This is a genomic window from Cupriavidus sp. 01L45 (assembly GCF_056399885.1).
In genome coordinates this window covers 1-15,121 of sequence record NZ_JBFTSG010000052.1, presented here as the reverse complement: position 1 = coordinate 15,121, position 15,121 = coordinate 1, and the positions used below count along the sequence as shown (strand labels likewise).

12 protein-coding genes are annotated in these 15,121 nt (G+C 65.6%); 8 read left to right on the top strand and 4 right to left on the bottom strand.

From position 1 onward, the window contains the following. Positions 1-140: 140 nt before the first annotated feature. On the top strand, positions 141-1,337 hold the full coding sequence (locus AC1DT6_RS29575; protein WP_441634979.1) for a trans-sulfuration enzyme family protein: 1,197 nt from the start codon (positions 141-143) through the stop codon (positions 1,335-1,337). On the opposite strand, the gene mdeB is transcribed toward AC1DT6_RS29575, so the two are convergent. The 3 genes from mdeB to AC1DT6_RS29560 form a co-directional block, all read right to left on the bottom strand. Then, positions 1,334-4,009, bottom strand: a complete 2,676-nt coding sequence (mdeB, locus tag AC1DT6_RS29570) for an alpha-ketoglutarate dehydrogenase (protein ID WP_441634977.1) — start codon at positions 4,007-4,009, stop codon at positions 1,334-1,336. The genes AC1DT6_RS29575 and mdeB overlap by 4 nt on opposite strands. Positions 4,010-4,239: 230 nt before the next feature. Beyond that, entirely contained in the window at positions 4,240-4,677 is a 438-nt protein-coding gene (locus AC1DT6_RS29565; protein ID WP_477115161.1) for a helix-turn-helix domain-containing protein, read from the bottom strand. Next, entirely contained in the window at positions 4,662-4,946 is a 285-nt protein-coding gene (locus tag AC1DT6_RS29560) for a type II toxin-antitoxin system HigB family toxin (RefSeq protein ID WP_441634973.1), read from the bottom strand. The genes AC1DT6_RS29565 and AC1DT6_RS29560 overlap by 16 nt, the downstream gene beginning before the upstream one ends. Before the next feature lie 288 nt (positions 4,947-5,234). Between AC1DT6_RS29560 and AC1DT6_RS29555 the strand changes: the two genes are divergently transcribed. The 3 genes from AC1DT6_RS29555 (at position 5,235) to AC1DT6_RS29545 (ending at position 6,989) form a co-directional block, all read left to right on the top strand. After that, positions 5,235-6,239, top strand: a complete 1,005-nt coding sequence (locus AC1DT6_RS29555; protein ID WP_441634971.1) for a 5'-nucleotidase — start codon at positions 5,235-5,237, stop codon at positions 6,237-6,239. Beyond that, positions 6,236-6,553 carry a YnfA family protein gene (locus AC1DT6_RS29550; protein ID WP_441634969.1) on the top strand — a complete coding sequence of 106 codons (318 nt, stop codon included), beginning with the start codon at positions 6,236-6,238 and terminating at the stop codon, positions 6,551-6,553. The genes AC1DT6_RS29555 and AC1DT6_RS29550 overlap by 4 nt, the downstream gene beginning before the upstream one ends. A 115-nt stretch (positions 6,554-6,668) precedes the next feature. Continuing rightward, positions 6,669-6,989, top strand: coding sequence for a hypothetical protein (locus AC1DT6_RS29545; RefSeq protein ID WP_441634967.1), 321 nt, complete (start codon positions 6,669-6,671; stop codon positions 6,987-6,989). Between the two features lie 24 nt (positions 6,990-7,013). On the opposite strand, the gene AC1DT6_RS29540 is transcribed toward AC1DT6_RS29545, so the two are convergent. Then, positions 7,014-10,574 (bottom strand): indolepyruvate ferredoxin oxidoreductase family protein, encoded by a 3,561-nt coding sequence (locus tag AC1DT6_RS29540; RefSeq protein WP_477115160.1) that lies wholly within the window; start codon positions 10,572-10,574, stop codon positions 7,014-7,016. A gap of 117 nt (positions 10,575-10,691) precedes the next feature. Here AC1DT6_RS29540 and AC1DT6_RS29535 point away from each other — a divergent pair, with 117 nt between their 5' ends. The 4 genes from AC1DT6_RS29535 (at position 10,692) to AC1DT6_RS29520 (ending at position 14,988) form a co-directional block, all read left to right on the top strand. Then, the gene (locus tag AC1DT6_RS29535) at positions 10,692-11,639 is read left to right on the top strand and encodes a LysR family transcriptional regulator (RefSeq protein ID WP_441634963.1); all 948 of its coding nucleotides are present in this window, start codon (positions 10,692-10,694) and stop codon (positions 11,637-11,639) included. 231 nt (positions 11,640-11,870) lie between these two features. Continuing rightward, the gene (gene adh / locus AC1DT6_RS29530) at positions 11,871-13,391 is read left to right on the top strand and encodes an aldehyde dehydrogenase (RefSeq protein ID WP_441634961.1); all 1,521 of its coding nucleotides are present in this window, start codon (positions 11,871-11,873) and stop codon (positions 13,389-13,391) included. A 111-nt stretch (positions 13,392-13,502) separates the two neighbouring features. Further along, positions 13,503-14,531: an alcohol dehydrogenase AdhP gene (gene adhP, locus AC1DT6_RS29525; protein ID WP_477103680.1), complete on the top strand. Its 1,029-nt coding sequence runs from the start codon at positions 13,503-13,505 to the stop codon at positions 14,529-14,531. Positions 14,532-14,571: 40 nt separating this feature from the next. After that, complete coding sequence (locus tag AC1DT6_RS29520; RefSeq protein WP_441634957.1) at positions 14,572-14,988, top strand: DUF779 domain-containing protein; 417 nt, start codon at positions 14,572-14,574, stop codon at positions 14,986-14,988. The last annotated feature ends 133 nt before the right edge of the window (positions 14,989-15,121 follow it).

Genomic DNA, 15,121 nt, shown 5'->3' with positions numbered 1-15,121 from the left:
CACGCCGATGCACAAGGAGGGCAGGCACCATCGGCACACGCGCCAGGGCAACCGGCCCAGGTTTTCAACAAGAAACATAATTCTCATGCCTTCGGGAAAGACCCGGATGGCTAGCAAACCCACCTTGTCAAGGCACAGTCATGCGTTCTCAAAAGCCCGCTTCATCGTCCTCCCCCGCCCTCGGCCTGCGCACCCTCGCCGTGCACGCCGGACAACATCCGGATGTGTCGACCGGCGCCATCGCGCCGCCCATCGCTGCCACCTCGTCGTTTGCCTACGACGATTTCGACGCGGGCGCGCGGCGCTTCTCCGGGGAGCAGCCGGGCTTTCTCTACAGCCGTTTCGCCAACCCGACCGTGCAGACCTTCGAGGCCAAGATGGCTGCGCTGGAAGGCGGCGAAGGCGCGGTGGCGTTTGCCAGCGGCACGGCTGCCATCACATCGACGCTGCTCGGGCTGCTCTCGGCGGGCGACGAGGCCATCTACGTCGGCACGCTCTACGGCGGCACCGACGGGATCATGCGCAACCTGCTGCCCCGCCTTGGCATCCAGACCTTTGCCGTGCCCGACCTGGCGAGCGTGCAAGCCCGCCTGAGCGAGCGTACCCGGCTGATCTACGTGGAAACGCCGGCCAATCCCGTCATGGGCATCATCGACCTGGAGGAAACGGCCCGTATCGCGCGGGCGGCGGGCATCCTCAGCGTGGCCGACAACACCTTCGCCACGCCTTGCCTGACCCGGCCGCTGGCGCTCGGCATCGACGTAGCCGTGCATTCGGCCACCAAGTACATCGGCGGCCACGGCGATGCCACGGGCGGCGTCGCTGTCGCCCGCGGCGAGCTGATCCAGCGCATCCGCCCGACCGGCATGAAAGACCTGGGCGGTTGCCTGAGCCCGCATGAGGCCGCCATGCTCATCCGGGGGCTGAAGACGCTGCCGCTGCGGATCGAGGCAGCCTGCGACAACGCACAGCAGATCGCACAGATGCTGCATGGCCATGCCGCGGTCGAGCGCGTCTACTATCCGGGCCTGCCCTCTCACCCCGGCCACGAGATCGCGCGTGGCCAGATGCGGCTGTTCGGCGGCATCCTGTCGCTGGAACTGCGTGGCGGCCGGGCAGCGGCACGGCGATTCCTGGACCGGCTGACACTGGTCACGCAGGCGGTCTCCGTGGGCGATGCCGACTCGCTCGCCTGCCATCCCGCCTCCACCACGCATAGCGCTGTCGCGGAGGATATACGCTTGCAGAACGGCGTCACGGACGGGCTGGTCCGCCTCAGTGCCGGCATCGAGGATGCACCGGACCTGCTGGCGGATATTGCGCAGGCGCTTGCTTAACGCACCCAGGGCCCATCGGACTCCATGCGCACGCCATAGTGCTCCAGCCCCCGCGCGTGCAGCTCCGGCGAGATCGCGCGCAGCGCGGCAATTGCCACGTGGTACCGGTCGATCTCGAAGAAGCGCCGCAGCGCCGCGCGCGTATCGCTGCGCCCGAAGCCATCCGTGCCCAGGGCGGTGAACGGCGCGGGCAGGTATGACGCGATAAGCTGCGCATAGGCCCGCACGTAATCGGTCGCGGCAATGACCGGGGTTGCGCCCGGCAGGCAGCGCTGCAAATGGCTTTCCGTTTCGCCACCGCTGGCGAACAGGCTGGCGCGCTCGCATTCGCGGGCGTCCCTGGCCAGTTCGGAGAAGCTGGTCACGCTCCAGATCTCTGACTTGATATCCCAGTCGCTCGCCAGCAGGTCCGCGGCGGCGATGACTTCGCGCAGGATGGCGCCCGAGCCGAGCAGCCTCACGCTGGTGGCGGCGCCTTCGGGTCCGCGCGTGCCGTAAAGGTACATGCCCTTGATCACGTCGTCATGCGCGTCCTCGCGTAACGGCGCCTGCACGTAGTTCTCGTTGTTGACGGTCAGGTAGTAGAACTCGTCGCGCTGTTCTTCCAGCATGCTGCGCGCGCCGTGATGGATGATGACCGCAGCCTCGCTGGCGAAGGCCGGATCGTAGGCGCGGCAGTTCGGCACCGTGGCCGCAATCAGCTGGCTGGTGCCGTCCTGGTGCTGCAGGCCTTCGCCGGCAAGGGTGGTACGCCCGGCCGTGGCGCCGATCAGGAAGCCCCGCGCGCGCTGGTCCGCCGCCGCCCAGATCAGGTCGCCGACGCGCTGGAAGCCAAACATCGAGTAATAGATGTAGAACGGCAGCATGGCCACGCCGCTCACGCTGTATGACGTGGCCGCGGCCGTCCACGAGGCCAGCGCCCCGGCTTCGGTAATGCCCTCTTCCAGCAACTGCCCTTGCTGGCTTTCCTTGTAGTACAGCATCGAACCGGCATCCTCCGGCTCGTAGAGCTGGCCCATGGGCGAGTAGATGCCGATCTGCCGGAACAGGTTGGCCATGCCAAAGGTGCGCGCCTCGTCCGCCACGATAGGCACCACCCGCGGGCCGACGGTCTTGTCCTTGATCAGGTTGGTGAACAGCCGGACCACGCCGGTGGTGGTGGAGACCGCGCGGTCGTCCGGCTCCATGGCGAAGCGGCCGTACTGCATCAGTTCCGGCATGCGCAGCGCGGGCGCGGTTCGCGCACGCGCCGGCAGGTAACCGCCCAGCGCCTGGCGGCGCGCGCGGAGGTAGGCCATCTCGGGACTGTCCTCGGCCGGCTTGCAGAAACGCAGCGCCGCCACGGCATCGTCGTCCAGCGGCAGCGCAAAGCGGTCGCGGAAGGCCAGCAGCGCGTCGATGTCCAGCTTCTTCTGCTGGTGCGCCGTCATGCGGGATTCGCCCGCCTCGCCCATGCCGTAGCCCTTCTTGGTCTTGGCGAGGATCACCGTCGGCCGGTCCTTGTGTTCCTGCGCGGCGCGGAATGCGGCATACAGCTTGCGGAAATCGTGCCCGCCCCGGCGCAGCGCATCGATATCCGCGCTGCTCATGCTGGCGGCCAGCGCTTTCAGTTCGGGGTCGCGGTTGAAGAAGTGCGCGAGGTTGTAATCGCCATCCTTGGCGCCAAGGTTCTGGTATTCGCCATCCACCATCGCGGCGAAGCGCCGCAGCAGCGCGTGGCTGGTATCCCGGGCGAACAGGGCATCCCACTCGGAACCCCAGACCACCTTGACCACGTTCCAGCCGGCGCCGCTGAACAGCGCTTCCAGCTCATTGATCACCTGCCCGTTGCCGCGCACCGGGCCATCCAGGCGCTGCAGGTTGCAGTTGATCACGAAGGTCAGGTTGTCCAGCTTCTCGCGCGCGGCGAGCGAGAGCGCGGCGAGCGATTCCGGCTCATCCATTTCGCCGTCGCCGAACACGCCCCAGACGCGGCGCGCCGCGGTGTCGGCAATGCCGCGATGGCCGAGGTAGCGCAGGAAGCGCGCCTGGTAGATGGCGCTGATCGGGCCAATGCCCATCGAGCCGGTCGGGAACTGCCAGAAATCCGGCATCAGCCAGGGGTGCGGATAGGAGGAGAGTCCACCGCCGCCTGTTTCCTGCCGGTAGCTGGCGAGCTGGGCTTCGGACAGCCGTCCTTCGAGGAAGGCGCGCGCATAGACACCCGGCGCGGAATGCGGCTGGAAGTAGACCAGGTCGCCCTTGCGCTCGCCCTCGTCCGCGCGGAAGAAGTGATTGAAGCCCACCTCGAAGATCTCGGCGGCGGAAGCATAGCTGGCCAGGTGGCCGCCAAGCTCCCCATAGGCCTTGTTGGCGCGGACCACCATGGCCAGCGCATTCCAGCGGATGATCGACGTCAGTTTTTGCTCGAGCGCCAGGTCGCCGGGATAGCGTTGCTGTTCGCCCACGCCAATCGTGTTCTGGTAGGCCGAGTACGGATTCGCCCTTGGCCCCAGGCCGAGATGGCTCGCATGCTCGGCAAGGCGTTCCAGCAGGAAGCGCGCGCGCGGGGCACCGCTGGCGCGGAAGACGCCGGCCAGGGCGTCGAGCCATTCGCGGGTCTCTTCGTGGTCGGGGTCGTGGCTTTGGCCTGAGGCAATCTCGATGGCGGCGGGCTTTTGCAGGGCACTCATTGCGGTCTCCGTGGGCTTCGTTCTTCTGTATCCGGCGACAGCGTCAAGGATGCCGCGAATCGAGGAATTCATTGTAGGGAGGAGGCCGCGGCAGAAGCTGCCGAATTGGCAAGCGACACCGGCCACTGGCAGCGTAGCGTGCTGCGGCTGGGCCGCTGGCAGCGCAACGTGCTGCGGGGACAGGCGCGCTGGCTGCAAGTGGCGGCGGATGGGCTTGGCGTATCGCGGCCTCAGGCTACGACAGGTGCATCGGCCGGGAGGAAGACGGATGCAGCGACGCCAAAACGGGCAGCGAGGGCCCGAATCTGGCGCACGTTGAGTTCGCGGCGCCCTTTCAGGATTTCCGAAACCACGCCCTGGCTACCGATTTCGGGGACTTGTGCCTGCGTAAGGTGGTGCTGCTCCATCAGAAATCGCAAGGCATCCACGCCGCTTACGGCAGGAAATGCGTAGTGTGCCTGGTCGTAGTCTGCAATCAACTCACCGAGCGTCGCGACCAGATCCGCCAGAGGATGCGATTCGTCTGCCGCGCCCGCATCGAGCAGTGCGTTCATGACGTTGACGGCCTCGTGATAATCACGTTCAGTCCGGATGGGGTGCAGGGGTAYGACTTCGGACAAAGCGCGGAAGTGAGCGGTCAGTGCAGCCACGTTCAAGAGGGCTTCCATTTGTCGTACTCCTTGTGAGTCAGGACTTCGCGCACGTAGAGCATCTGGCGGTCGAAGTGAATCGCGGTGATGAGATGGTATTTGTTGCCACCAAAGTCGAAGACGTAGAAATTTCCCACACGATCGGTAGCATCAAAGGTTGCCTTCAAGTGGGCATAGCTGCCGAAGCTGGTGGCCTCGACCAGTTTGCGCCAAGCCTGTAAGGGTACTTTGGCATCCGGATATCGGGCCGCGAAATCCACCAGGGTTTTGTTAGAGATCACGCGCATGACGGCAGTGTATCTCAAATTGAGATTACCCGCGCAAGGGCCAGTATTACCGCCGGCTAGCCTTAGCCAGCAGGACGGCTGTGGCTGAACGCCACCACCAGGTCGGCCGAGTCATCCTGGACCGTGCCATCGGCATGTATCAAGCACCACTCATGCTCGATAGGCATTCTCAGACGCTTGCCCGCGCCTGAGCCACCGCAGCGCAGACTTGGCCCTGATCACGCCCACGCCATCCTCAATGTCGATGTTGGCGCCATAGCGTCGAATCGTCTGCCTTTATACTGCGGCATGGCCTACGATCTCACCGACAAACTCGTCATCGGCATCTCGTCCCGAGCGCTATTCGACCTCGAGCACGAGAACGGTATCTATCAATCCGAAGGCGTGGCTTCCTACTCCGCCTACCAGCGCCAGCATGAGGACGAGCCCCTGCTGCCGGGCACGGCCTTCCCGCTGGTGCAGGCGCTGCTCGAACTCAATCACCTGATCCCGGACCGCAGGCTGGTCGAGGTGGTGGTGATCTCACGCAATTCGCCCGACACCGGGCTGCGCGCGTTCAACGCCATCGAGACGCATCGGCTGGACATCACCCGCGCGGCCTTCACCGGCGGCGAGCCGATCTCTCGATACCTGCAAGCCTTCAAGGTAGACCTGTTCCTCTCGCGCGAAGCCTCCGACGTACAGGCCGCCATCGACGGTGGCGTGGCCGCGGCCCAGCTTTACGCCGCGCCCGCCGACTATCACGCCCCCGCCGGCCAGATCCGCATCGCCTTCGACGGCGACGCCGTGCTGTTCTCGCCCGAGTCCGAGCAGATTTTCAAGCAGAAAGGGCTGGAGGCCTTTACCCGGCATGAGCAGAAACACCGCCACAAGGCCATGGCCGAAGGGCCGTTCGCCAAGCTGCTGCTCCGGCTGGCGGAGATCCAGTCGCATTTCGAGCCGGGACAGTGCCCGGTGCGCATCGCCATCGTGACTGCGCGCAACAGCCCGGCGCACACGCGGGTGGTGCATACCTTGCGGGCGTGGAACGTCAGCATCGACGAGGCGTTCTTCCTGGGCGGGCTGCCCAAGGACCAGGTCCTGCAGGCCTTCGGCGCGCATATGTTCTTCGATGACCAGGAGGGACATGTGGAACTGGCTTCGGCGGTGGTGCCGTCGGGGCGGGTACCTTATAAGGGCGGCGAACTGGGCGGCGGCAAGCGGCGTACGGCTGCGCGCAAGCGCGTGACGAACCCGCGGGCCGATGCGCCCCCTGTAGACACGTCTGAGTCCGCTGCCTCTTCCGTTGAATGAAAACGTTCGCCCTTTACCTCGTCACTGCCTGCGCGGAAATCCTCGGCTGCTATCTGCCTTACCTGTGGTTGCGCCAGGGCGCCAGCGCCTGGATCCTGATCCCCGGCGCCCTGGCGCTGGTGTTGTTTGCCTGGCTGCTGTCGTTGCACCCGGACGCGTCCGGGCGGGTCTATGCGGCTTATGGCGGGATTTACATCGCGGTCGCTATCGCGTGGTTATGGCTGGTGGATGGGGTGCGGCCCAGCCACTGGGATCTGGCCGGGGTGGCGGTGGCAATTGCGGGCATGGCGATTATCGTGTTCCAGCCACGGTGAGATAAAGCGGGCATGGATAGGTACGAGGCTGCAGGCACGGCCTCGCTATAATGAACGCCGCGCCCCCCCGCGGACGGCACTTTTTTCTTTGGCGGCCCGCCGTTGCCTGACTCATATGATGACCCTGATTGAAGCGTTCGGTCTTGTCGAACGTCTGCCTGCCAGAGAACGCCTTATTGTTGGCCGCCCTGACGAGAAACGCACGTACTGGTCCTCCGGGAGCATTGAGAGCGCGGACCTGGTGAAAGACCTTGACCCGAGCGTCATTCAAGCCGTCGACGAGTTCCGCGCTGGCAACGGCAATCTCAGGGTCATCATCTTCAGAAAAGGCGATGCCGTCGATCTCGTGGTGGCGATGGGCGTCGACTCCCTGGACGCCATTGCAGATGCGCTTGCGATTGCCGATCAGGAGCGGGCGCGCCGCCGCACTCGCTGACCGGCACGGTGCATCCGGGGCCGCTCAGGCCGCCACGCGCACCGCCTCGCCCCGATACCGGGCCAGCAGCTCCGCCCGGCGTGCCGCCACTTTTTCCATATTGGCTTCCTTGACATGCCCGAAGCCACGGATGTCGTCGGGCAGGCTGGCCAGCGCCACCGCCGTGTCCAGGCGATCGGCACTCAACGTTGCGCCAAACTCTTCCACCATGGCGATGTAATCCTCGATCAGTTTGCGCTCCGCGCGCCGCTCGGCGGTCTTGCCGAACACGTCGAAGGCGGTGCCGCGCAAGCCCTTGGCGCGTGCCAGCAAACGGAATGCGGTCAGCATGGCCGGGCCGAAGCGGCGCTTGACCAGGTGGCCATGCGAGTCCTGCTTGGCCAGCAGCGGGGGGGCCAGGTGGAAGCTGAGCTGGTAGTCACGGCCAGGTTCGCCTTCGAACTGCGCGCGCAGTTTGTCCAGGAAGGCGGGGTCGGCGTACAGGCGGGCGACCTCGTACTCATCCTTGTAGGCCATCAGCTTGGCCAGGTTGTGCGCCACGGCTTCGCTGAGCGGCAGGCGGGCATTGGCACCCACGCGCKTCTCGGCGGCGCGCACGCCGTCGACCACGGCACGGTACCGGGCGGCGTATGCCGGGTTCTGGTAGGCCGTGAGCAGCGCTTCGCGCTGGCGGATGACGCTATCGAGCGTTTCCGGCATGGCCACCACCTGCGCGCGCGGCGCCATTTGCAATTGCGCGCTCAGCGCCGCTTCGCCATGGTGCGCCAGATAGCGCCCCCAGTCGAAGGCCAGCAGGTTCTTCTCGACCGACACGCCGTTCAGCTCGATGGCCCGCACCAGGCTGTCACGCTGCAGCGGCACCCAGCCTTTCTGCCAGGCAAAGCCGAGCAGCAGCGGGTTGGAGTAGATCGAATCGGCCAGGAGCTTCACGGCCCAGGCATTGGCATCGATAAAGGCGCAGGCTTCGCCGACGCTGGCGCGCAGGTCTTGCTCGGCCGAGGCGCCCGGGAACTTCCAGTTCGGGTTTTTGATGAAGTCGGCGGTCGGCGTGTTGGCGCTATTGATGGCGGCCGCCGTCACGTCGACCCGGGTCTTGGACAGGACTTCGGGCGAGGCCGAGACGATGGCGTCGCAGCCGATCACCAGCCGCGCCTCGCCAGTGGCGATACGGGTAGCATGCAGCGCGGCGGGAGTCGGCGCAATCTGCACATGGCTGATCACCGCGCCCCCCTTCTGCGCCAGGCCGGCCATGTCGAGCACGGTCACGCCCTTTTGCTCCAGGTGGGCAGCCATGCCGAGCAGGCCGCCGATGGTGACCACGCCAGTGCCGCCGACACCCGTTACCAGCACGCCGTAGGGCCGCTCGAGCATGGGCAGCGCCGGCTGCGGCAGCGCGCTGAAATCGGCGCCCGCGCCCTTGCCGCCCGCCGCGGCCGGCTTGCGCACCTGAGCGCCTTCAGCCGTGACAAAACTCGGGCAGAAGCCGTTGACGCAGGAGAAGTCCTTGTTGCAGGAGGACTGGTTGATCTTGCGCTTGGTGCCCAGCGGCGTTTCCAGCGGCTCCACCGACAGGCAGTTGGACTTGACCGAGCAATCGCCGCAGCCTTCGCAGACCGCGTCGTTGATGAAGGCGCGTTTGGCGGGATCGGCCATGGTGCCGCGCTTGCGGCGGCGGCGCTTCTCGGTGGCGCAGGTCTGGTCGTAGATCAGGATGGTGACGCCGGCGGTGTCGCGCAGCTGGACCTGGATGTCGTCGAGCTGGTCGCGGTGATGCACCGTGACGCCGCCGGGCAACATGCTGCCGTCGCCGTATTTCTCCGGCTCGTCGGTCACCACCACGATCTTGCTGGCGCCTTCGGCCAGCACCTGGTGCGCAATCTGCGGCACGGTCAGCACGCCGTCCACGGGCTGGCCGCCGGTCATCGCCACGGCATCGTTGAAGAGGATCTTGTAGGTGATGCAGGCCTTGGACGCGATGGCCGCGCGGATCGCCAGCAGGCCCGAGTGGAAGTAAGTGCCGTCGCCAAGGTTGACGAACACATGCTTCTCGCCGGTGAAATGCATCTGGCCGGTCCACGCCACGCCTTCGCCGCCCATCTGGCTGAAGGTGTCGGTATTGCGGTCCATCCACATCGCCATATAGTGGCAGCCGATGCCGGCGAGCGCGCGCGAGCCTTCGGGCACGCGGGTGGACGTGTTGTGCGGGCAGCCCGAGCAGAACCAGGGCTTGCGCTCCACCGAGATACGCGGGCGCGCGGCTTCGCGCTCCTTGGCCTCGATCAGCGCCACGCGCGCGGCGATGCGTTCGCGCACGTCAGACGGCAGGTCGCTCTTCTCCAGCCGGGTGGCGATGGCCTTGGCGATCAGCGCCGGCGATAGCTCATAGTGCGCCGGCAGCAGCCAGTTGCCGCGCGGTAGCGACCATTCGCCGCCGTGGTTGCCGCGCTCGTCGAACTTGCCGTAGACCTTGGGGCGCACGTCGTCGCGCCAGTTGTAGAGCTCTTCCTTGAGCGCGTATTCGAGGATCTGGCGCTTTTCTTCCACCACCAGGATCTCTTCCAGGCCGGTGGCGAAGTCGCGCGCGTCGTGCGCGTCCAGCGGCCACACGCAGCCCACCTTGAACACGCGGATGCCGATGCGGCGGCAGGTGTCGTCGTCCAGGCCGAGGTCCGACAGCGCCTGGCGCACGTCGAGGTAGGCCTTGCCGGCGGTCATGATGCCGAAGCGCGCGTTGGGCGAATCCAGCACCACGCGGTTGAGCTTGTTGGCGCGGATGTAGGCCAGTGCCGCATACCATTTGTGGTCGAGCAGGCGGGCTTCCTGCGCCAGCGGCGGGTCGGGCCAGCGGATATTGAGGCCGCCTTCCGGCATGGCGAAGTCCTCCGGCAGCACGATCTTCACGCGATCGGGATCGACTTCGACCGAGGCCGTGGATTCCACCACATCGGTCACGCATTTCATCGACACCCACAGGCCGGAGTAGCGGCTCATGGCCCAGCCATGCAGGCCATAGTCGAGGTATTCCTGCACATTGGACGGATACAGCACCGGGATGCCGGAAGCCAGCAGCACGTGTTCGGACTGGTGCGCCACCGAGGACGACTTGGCGGCGTGGTCGTCGCCCGCCAGCACCAGCACGCCGCCATGCTTCGCCGAGCCGGCGGAATTGGCGTGCTTGAGCACGTCGATGGAACGGTCCACGCCCGGGCCCTTGCCGTACCACATCGAGAACACGCCGTCGCGGGTGCCGTGCGGGAACAGATTGACCTGCTGGGTGCCCCACACGGCGGTGGCCGCCAGGTCCTCGTTCACGCCGGGCTGGAACACCACGTCGCTGGCGGCCAGGTGCTTCTTGGCCTTCCACAGCGCCTGGTCCACCCCGCCCAGCGGCGAGCCGCGATAGCCCGAGATAAAGCCGGCGGTATTCAGCCCGGCAGCGCGGTCGCGCGCCTTTTGCAGCATGGGCAGGCGCACCAGCGCCTGGGTGCCGCTGAGATAGACGCGGCCTTTTTCCAGGGTGTATTTGTCGTCGAGGGTAACCGACGCCAGGGCATCTTGCTGGGCTTGGGATAGGGGGGCATTCATCGATGCTGTCTCCGTACGCTCTTATGGGGCTGGAGCTGAGTGTAGGAAGGCGCGCCGATATCGTAAAATCACGAATTCAGAGAGCTGGTATCTGAAAAACACATAGCTGGAGCGCACATGGCGAAAGAACGGCACGGCAAGGAAGAAGGCGGGCAGCGCATTGCCAAGGAAATCACCTTGCGGCAGTTCCGCTACTTCTCGGCGGCGGCGGAAACCGGGCAGTTCTCGATGGCTGCCACGGCCGAGCATGTGTCGCAATCGGCCATTACCAATGCCGTGCTGATGCTCGAGCAGCAGCTCGGCGTGCGTCTCTTCGATCGCTTGCCACACGGCGTGGCACTGACGGCGGAGGGCCACCGGCTACACCAGCGCGCCCGCCAGATCCTGGACGCCGTGCAGGACACCCTGCGCGAGCCGCGCTTCCAGGCGCACAACCTGCAGGGCAAAGTCCGGCTGGCGGCGTCCTATACCGTGCTGGGCTACCTGCTGCCGGGACTGCTGGCGCGCTTTCGCACCAACTATCCGGATGTGGATTTCGACCTGCACGACATGGACCGCCCGGGCATCGAGCAGGCCGTGCTGTCCGGGGAGATCGAGCTAGGCATCGGCCTGCTGTCCAATATCGAGAAGCTGCCGCGGTTTGCCCACCACACGGTAATCCGCTCGCGGCGGCAGCTCTGGGCGTCGCCGTCGCACCCTTTGCTGGCTCTGCCCCGCCTGACGCTGAAGGACATCGCGGCGCACCCCTACATCCTGCTCACGGTGGACGAAGGCGAGCGCTCCACGCTGCGCTACTGGCGCAGCAAGCGGCTGGCGCCGTCGATCGCGTTTCGCACCAGTTCGATGGAAGCGCTGCGCGGCCTGGTGGCGCACGGCTTCGGCGTGACCGTGTTGTCCGACATGGTGTACCGCCCGTGGTCGCTGGAGGGCAGGCAGATCGAGGCAAGGCCGATTGCCGACGGCGTGCCGGACATGGAAGTCGGGCTGCTGTGGCAGCCCGGGCGCAAGCTGGAGAAGGCGGCGGACGCCCTGCGCGAGTTCCTGATCCACACCAGCGGCAGCTGACTGCGCCGCTGCGCCGCATCGCCACACCTGGTGTTCCAGATCGGAACACTGCCTCGCGCCGTGACACATCGGCTACAGCCGGCATAGCCCGGCCAAGCGCCGTCTTTGCCCGGTTTCTGGCGTTCTCGCTCCGTAATGTCCGCCGGGCACAGCTCTTGCGGAAGGGTATCCGTGCGCAAACAAAGCGGCACGACACGCAGTACAGAGCGAAATCACAAATCGGAGCGAGACATGAACATGGCGGAAATCGCCCAGCTGGGCGTTGCGTATCCCTACAAGGAACAGTACGAGAACTATATCGGCGGCGCCTGGGTGGCCCCGGCCGATGGCCAGTACTTCGAAGCCATCTCGCCGGTCACCGGCAAGACCTTCACGCGCGTGCCGCGCTCCAACCAGAAGGACGTGGAAGCCGCGCTGGACGCAGCGCACCGCGCCAAGGGCACCTGGGGCCGTACCTCCACCACCGAGCGCGCCAACATCCTCAACCGCATCGCTGACCGCATCGAGGCCAACCTGGTCACGCTGGCGGTGGCCGAGACCATCGACAACGGCAAGCCCATCCGCGAAACCACGGCGGCCGACCTGCCGCTGGCGGTAGACCACTTCCGCTATTTCGCCGGCTGTATCCGGGCGCAGGAAGGCGGCATCTCCGAGATCGACCACGACACCGTGGCCTATCACTTCCATGAGCCCCTCGGCGTGGTCGGCCAGATCATCCCGTGGAATTTCCCGCTCCTGATGGCCACGTGGAAGCTGGCGCCCGCGCTGGCCGCCGGCAACTGCGTGGTGCTCAAGCCCGCGGAACAAACCCCGGCCTCGATCCTGGTGCTGATGGAAATCATCGGCGACCTGCTGCCGCCGGGCGTGCTCAATGTGATCAACGGCTTCGGCCTGGAAGCCGGCAAGCCGCTGGCATCCAGCTCTCGCATCAGCAAGATTGCCTTTACCGGCGAGACCACCACCGGCCGGCTGATCATGCAGTACGCCTCGCAGAACCTGATCCCGGTCACGCTGGAACTGGGGGGCAAGTCGCCGAACATCTTCTTCGAGGATGTGCTGTCCGCCGACGATGCCTACTTCGACAAGGCGCTGGAAGGCTTCGCCATGTTCGCGCTGAACCAGGGCGAAGTCTGCACCTGCCCGTCGCGCGCGCTGATCCAGGAATCGATCTACGAGCGCTTCATGGAACGCGCGCTCAAGCGCGTGGCGGCGATCAAGCAGGGCCACCCGCTCGACAAGGCCACCATGATCGGCGCGCAGGCCTCGCAGGAACAACTGGAAAAGATCCTCTCCTACATCGACCTGGGCAAGCAGGAAGGCGCGCAGTGCCTGATCGGCGGCGAGCGCAACGCGCTGGGCGGCGACCTGTCCAGCGGCTACTACGTCAAGCCCACGGTATTCGCCGGCCATAACAAGATGCGCATCTTCCAGGAAGAGATCTTTGGCCCGGTGGTTTCTGTCACCACCTTCAAGGATGAGGAGGAAGCGCTGGAAATCGCCAACGATACGCTCTACGGCCTGGGCGCCGGTGTATGGACACGCGATGGCGCGCGCGCCTTCCGCATGGGCCGCGGCATCCAGGCTGGCCGCGTGTGGACCAACTGCTATCACGCCTATCCGGCCCATGCGGCGTTCGGCGGCTACAAGCAATCCGGCATCGGGCGCGAGAACCATCGCATGATGCTGGATCACTACCAGCAGACCAAGAACCTGCTGGTGAGCTACAGCCCGAACGCGCTCGGCTTCTTTTGATATAGCGCAAGAATGGGCGTATCCGCCCATGCCATGATCGGCATGGTGCCCGGGCTGCCGGCCTCCTGCCGCGCAGCGCGGGCGTCCTTGCCAACAGCATCAGGAGTCGAGATGACAGCGATGATGAAAGCCGCCGTGGTGCGCGAGTTCGGCGCCCCGCTCACGATCGATGAAGTACCGGTGCCGCAACCTGGACGCGGCCAGATCCAGGTCAAGATTGAAGCCTCGGGCGTATGCCACACCGACCTGCACGCCGCCGAAGGCGACTGGCCGGTCAAGCCCACCCTGCCCTTTATCCCCGGCCACGAAGGCGTGGGCTATGTATCGGCGGTAGGCGCCGGCGTGACCCGCGTGAAGGAAGGCGACCGTGTCGGCGTGCCCTGGCTCTACAGCGCCTGCGGCTATTGCGAGCACTGCCTGCAGGGCTGGGAAACCCTGTGCGAAAAGCAGGAGAATACCGGTTATTCGGTCAACGGCGGCTATGGCGAATACGTGGTTGCCGATCCCAACTACGTAGGGCTGCTGCCTGACAGCGTGGGCTTTGTCGAGATCGCGCCCATCCTGTGCGCGGGCGTCACAGTCTACAAGGGCTTGAAAGTTACCGATACTCGCCCCGGGCAATGGGTGGTGATCTCCGGCATCGGCGGGCTTGGCCATGTGGCGGTGCAATATGCGCGCGCCATGGGCCTGCGCGTGGCGGCGGTGGATATCGACGACAAGAAACTCGATCTCGCCCGCAAGCTGGGGGCCGAGGTCACGGTCAATGCGCGTACGACCGATCCCGTGGCGTTCCTGCAAAAGGAAATCGGCGGCGCGCACGGCGCGCTGGTGACGGCGGTTTCGCCCAAGGCGTTCGGCCAGGCCATCGGCATGGTGCGGCGCGGCGGCACGGTTGCGCTGAACGGCTTGCCGCCGGGAGACTTCCCCACGCCGATTTTCGATGTGGTGCTCAAGGGCATTACCATCCGCGGCTCCATCGTCGGCACCCGCAGCGACCTGCAGGAATCACTCGACTTCGCCGCTCATGGGGCGGTCAAGGCTACCGTGTCCACCGCGCCGCTGGAGAAGATCAACGAGATCTTCACGCGCATGCGCGCCGGCGATATCGAAGGCCGGGTGGTGATGGACTTTGCTGCCTGAGGTTTGTGGCCTGAACGGTCTGTAGGCAAGGAGCCACCCGATGTCCAACGCTGATGCCACTTCACCCGACGCGGTGCAACGCGTCGTTGCCACCCCTGCCGCGCTTGCGCTGATCGAGCGCTTGCGCGCTCAGCATGGCGCGTTGATGTTCCACCAGTCAGGGGGGTGCTGCGATGGGAGCGCGCCGATGTGCTATCCGGATGGCGAGCTGATTATCGGCGATGCCGACGTTTGCCTCGGCGAGATTGGCGGCGCGCGGTTTTATATGACGCGGGCGCAGTTCGAGTACTGGCAGCATACGCGGCTGGTGATTGATGTGGTGGCGGGGTCGGGGGGGATGTTTTCGCTGGAGGGGCCGACGGGGATGCGGTTTTTGACGCGGTCGGAGTTGTTTAGCGATGAGGAGGCTGGGAGATTGGACTCAACTTCAACTTCAATTTCAACTTCAAAAGCCTAAAGTCAAAGGCGGTTTCACCCCCCTGCGGGGGGCGACCTACTTTCTTGTCTTGCCAAGAAAGTAGGCAAAGAAGGCGCGCCGGATGGGGCGACTTCCCCTCGTCGTCAGGCAAAAAGCGTCGTCAGGCAAAAAG

Coding starts and splice junctions, on each gene's coding strand:
- adh (WP_441634961.1), top strand. CDS start 11,871: ATGAACATGGCGGAAATCGCCCAGCTGGGCGTTGCGTATCCCTACAAG.
- AC1DT6_RS29545 (WP_441634967.1), top strand. CDS start 6,669: ATGATGACCCTGATTGAAGCGTTCGGTCTTGTCGAACGTCTGCCTGCC.
- AC1DT6_RS29535 (WP_441634963.1), top strand. CDS start 10,692: ATGGCGAAAGAACGGCACGGCAAGGAAGAAGGCGGGCAGCGCATTGCC.
- AC1DT6_RS29555 (WP_441634971.1), top strand. CDS start 5,235: ATGGCCTACGATCTCACCGACAAACTCGTCATCGGCATCTCGTCCCGA.
- adhP (WP_477103680.1), top strand. CDS start 13,503: ATGACAGCGATGATGAAAGCCGCCGTGGTGCGCGAGTTCGGCGCCCCG.
- AC1DT6_RS29575 (WP_441634979.1), top strand. CDS start 141: ATGCGTTCTCAAAAGCCCGCTTCATCGTCCTCCCCCGCCCTCGGCCTG.
- AC1DT6_RS29550 (WP_441634969.1), top strand. CDS start 6,236: ATGAAAACGTTCGCCCTTTACCTCGTCACTGCCTGCGCGGAAATCCTC.
- AC1DT6_RS29560 (WP_441634973.1), bottom strand. CDS start 4,946: ATGCGCGTGATCTCTAACAAAACCCTGGTGGATTTCGCGGCCCGATAT.
- mdeB (WP_441634977.1), bottom strand. CDS start 4,009: ATGAGTGCCCTGCAAAAGCCCGCCGCCATCGAGATTGCCTCAGGCCAA.
- AC1DT6_RS29520 (WP_441634957.1), top strand. CDS start 14,572: ATGTCCAACGCTGATGCCACTTCACCCGACGCGGTGCAACGCGTCGTT.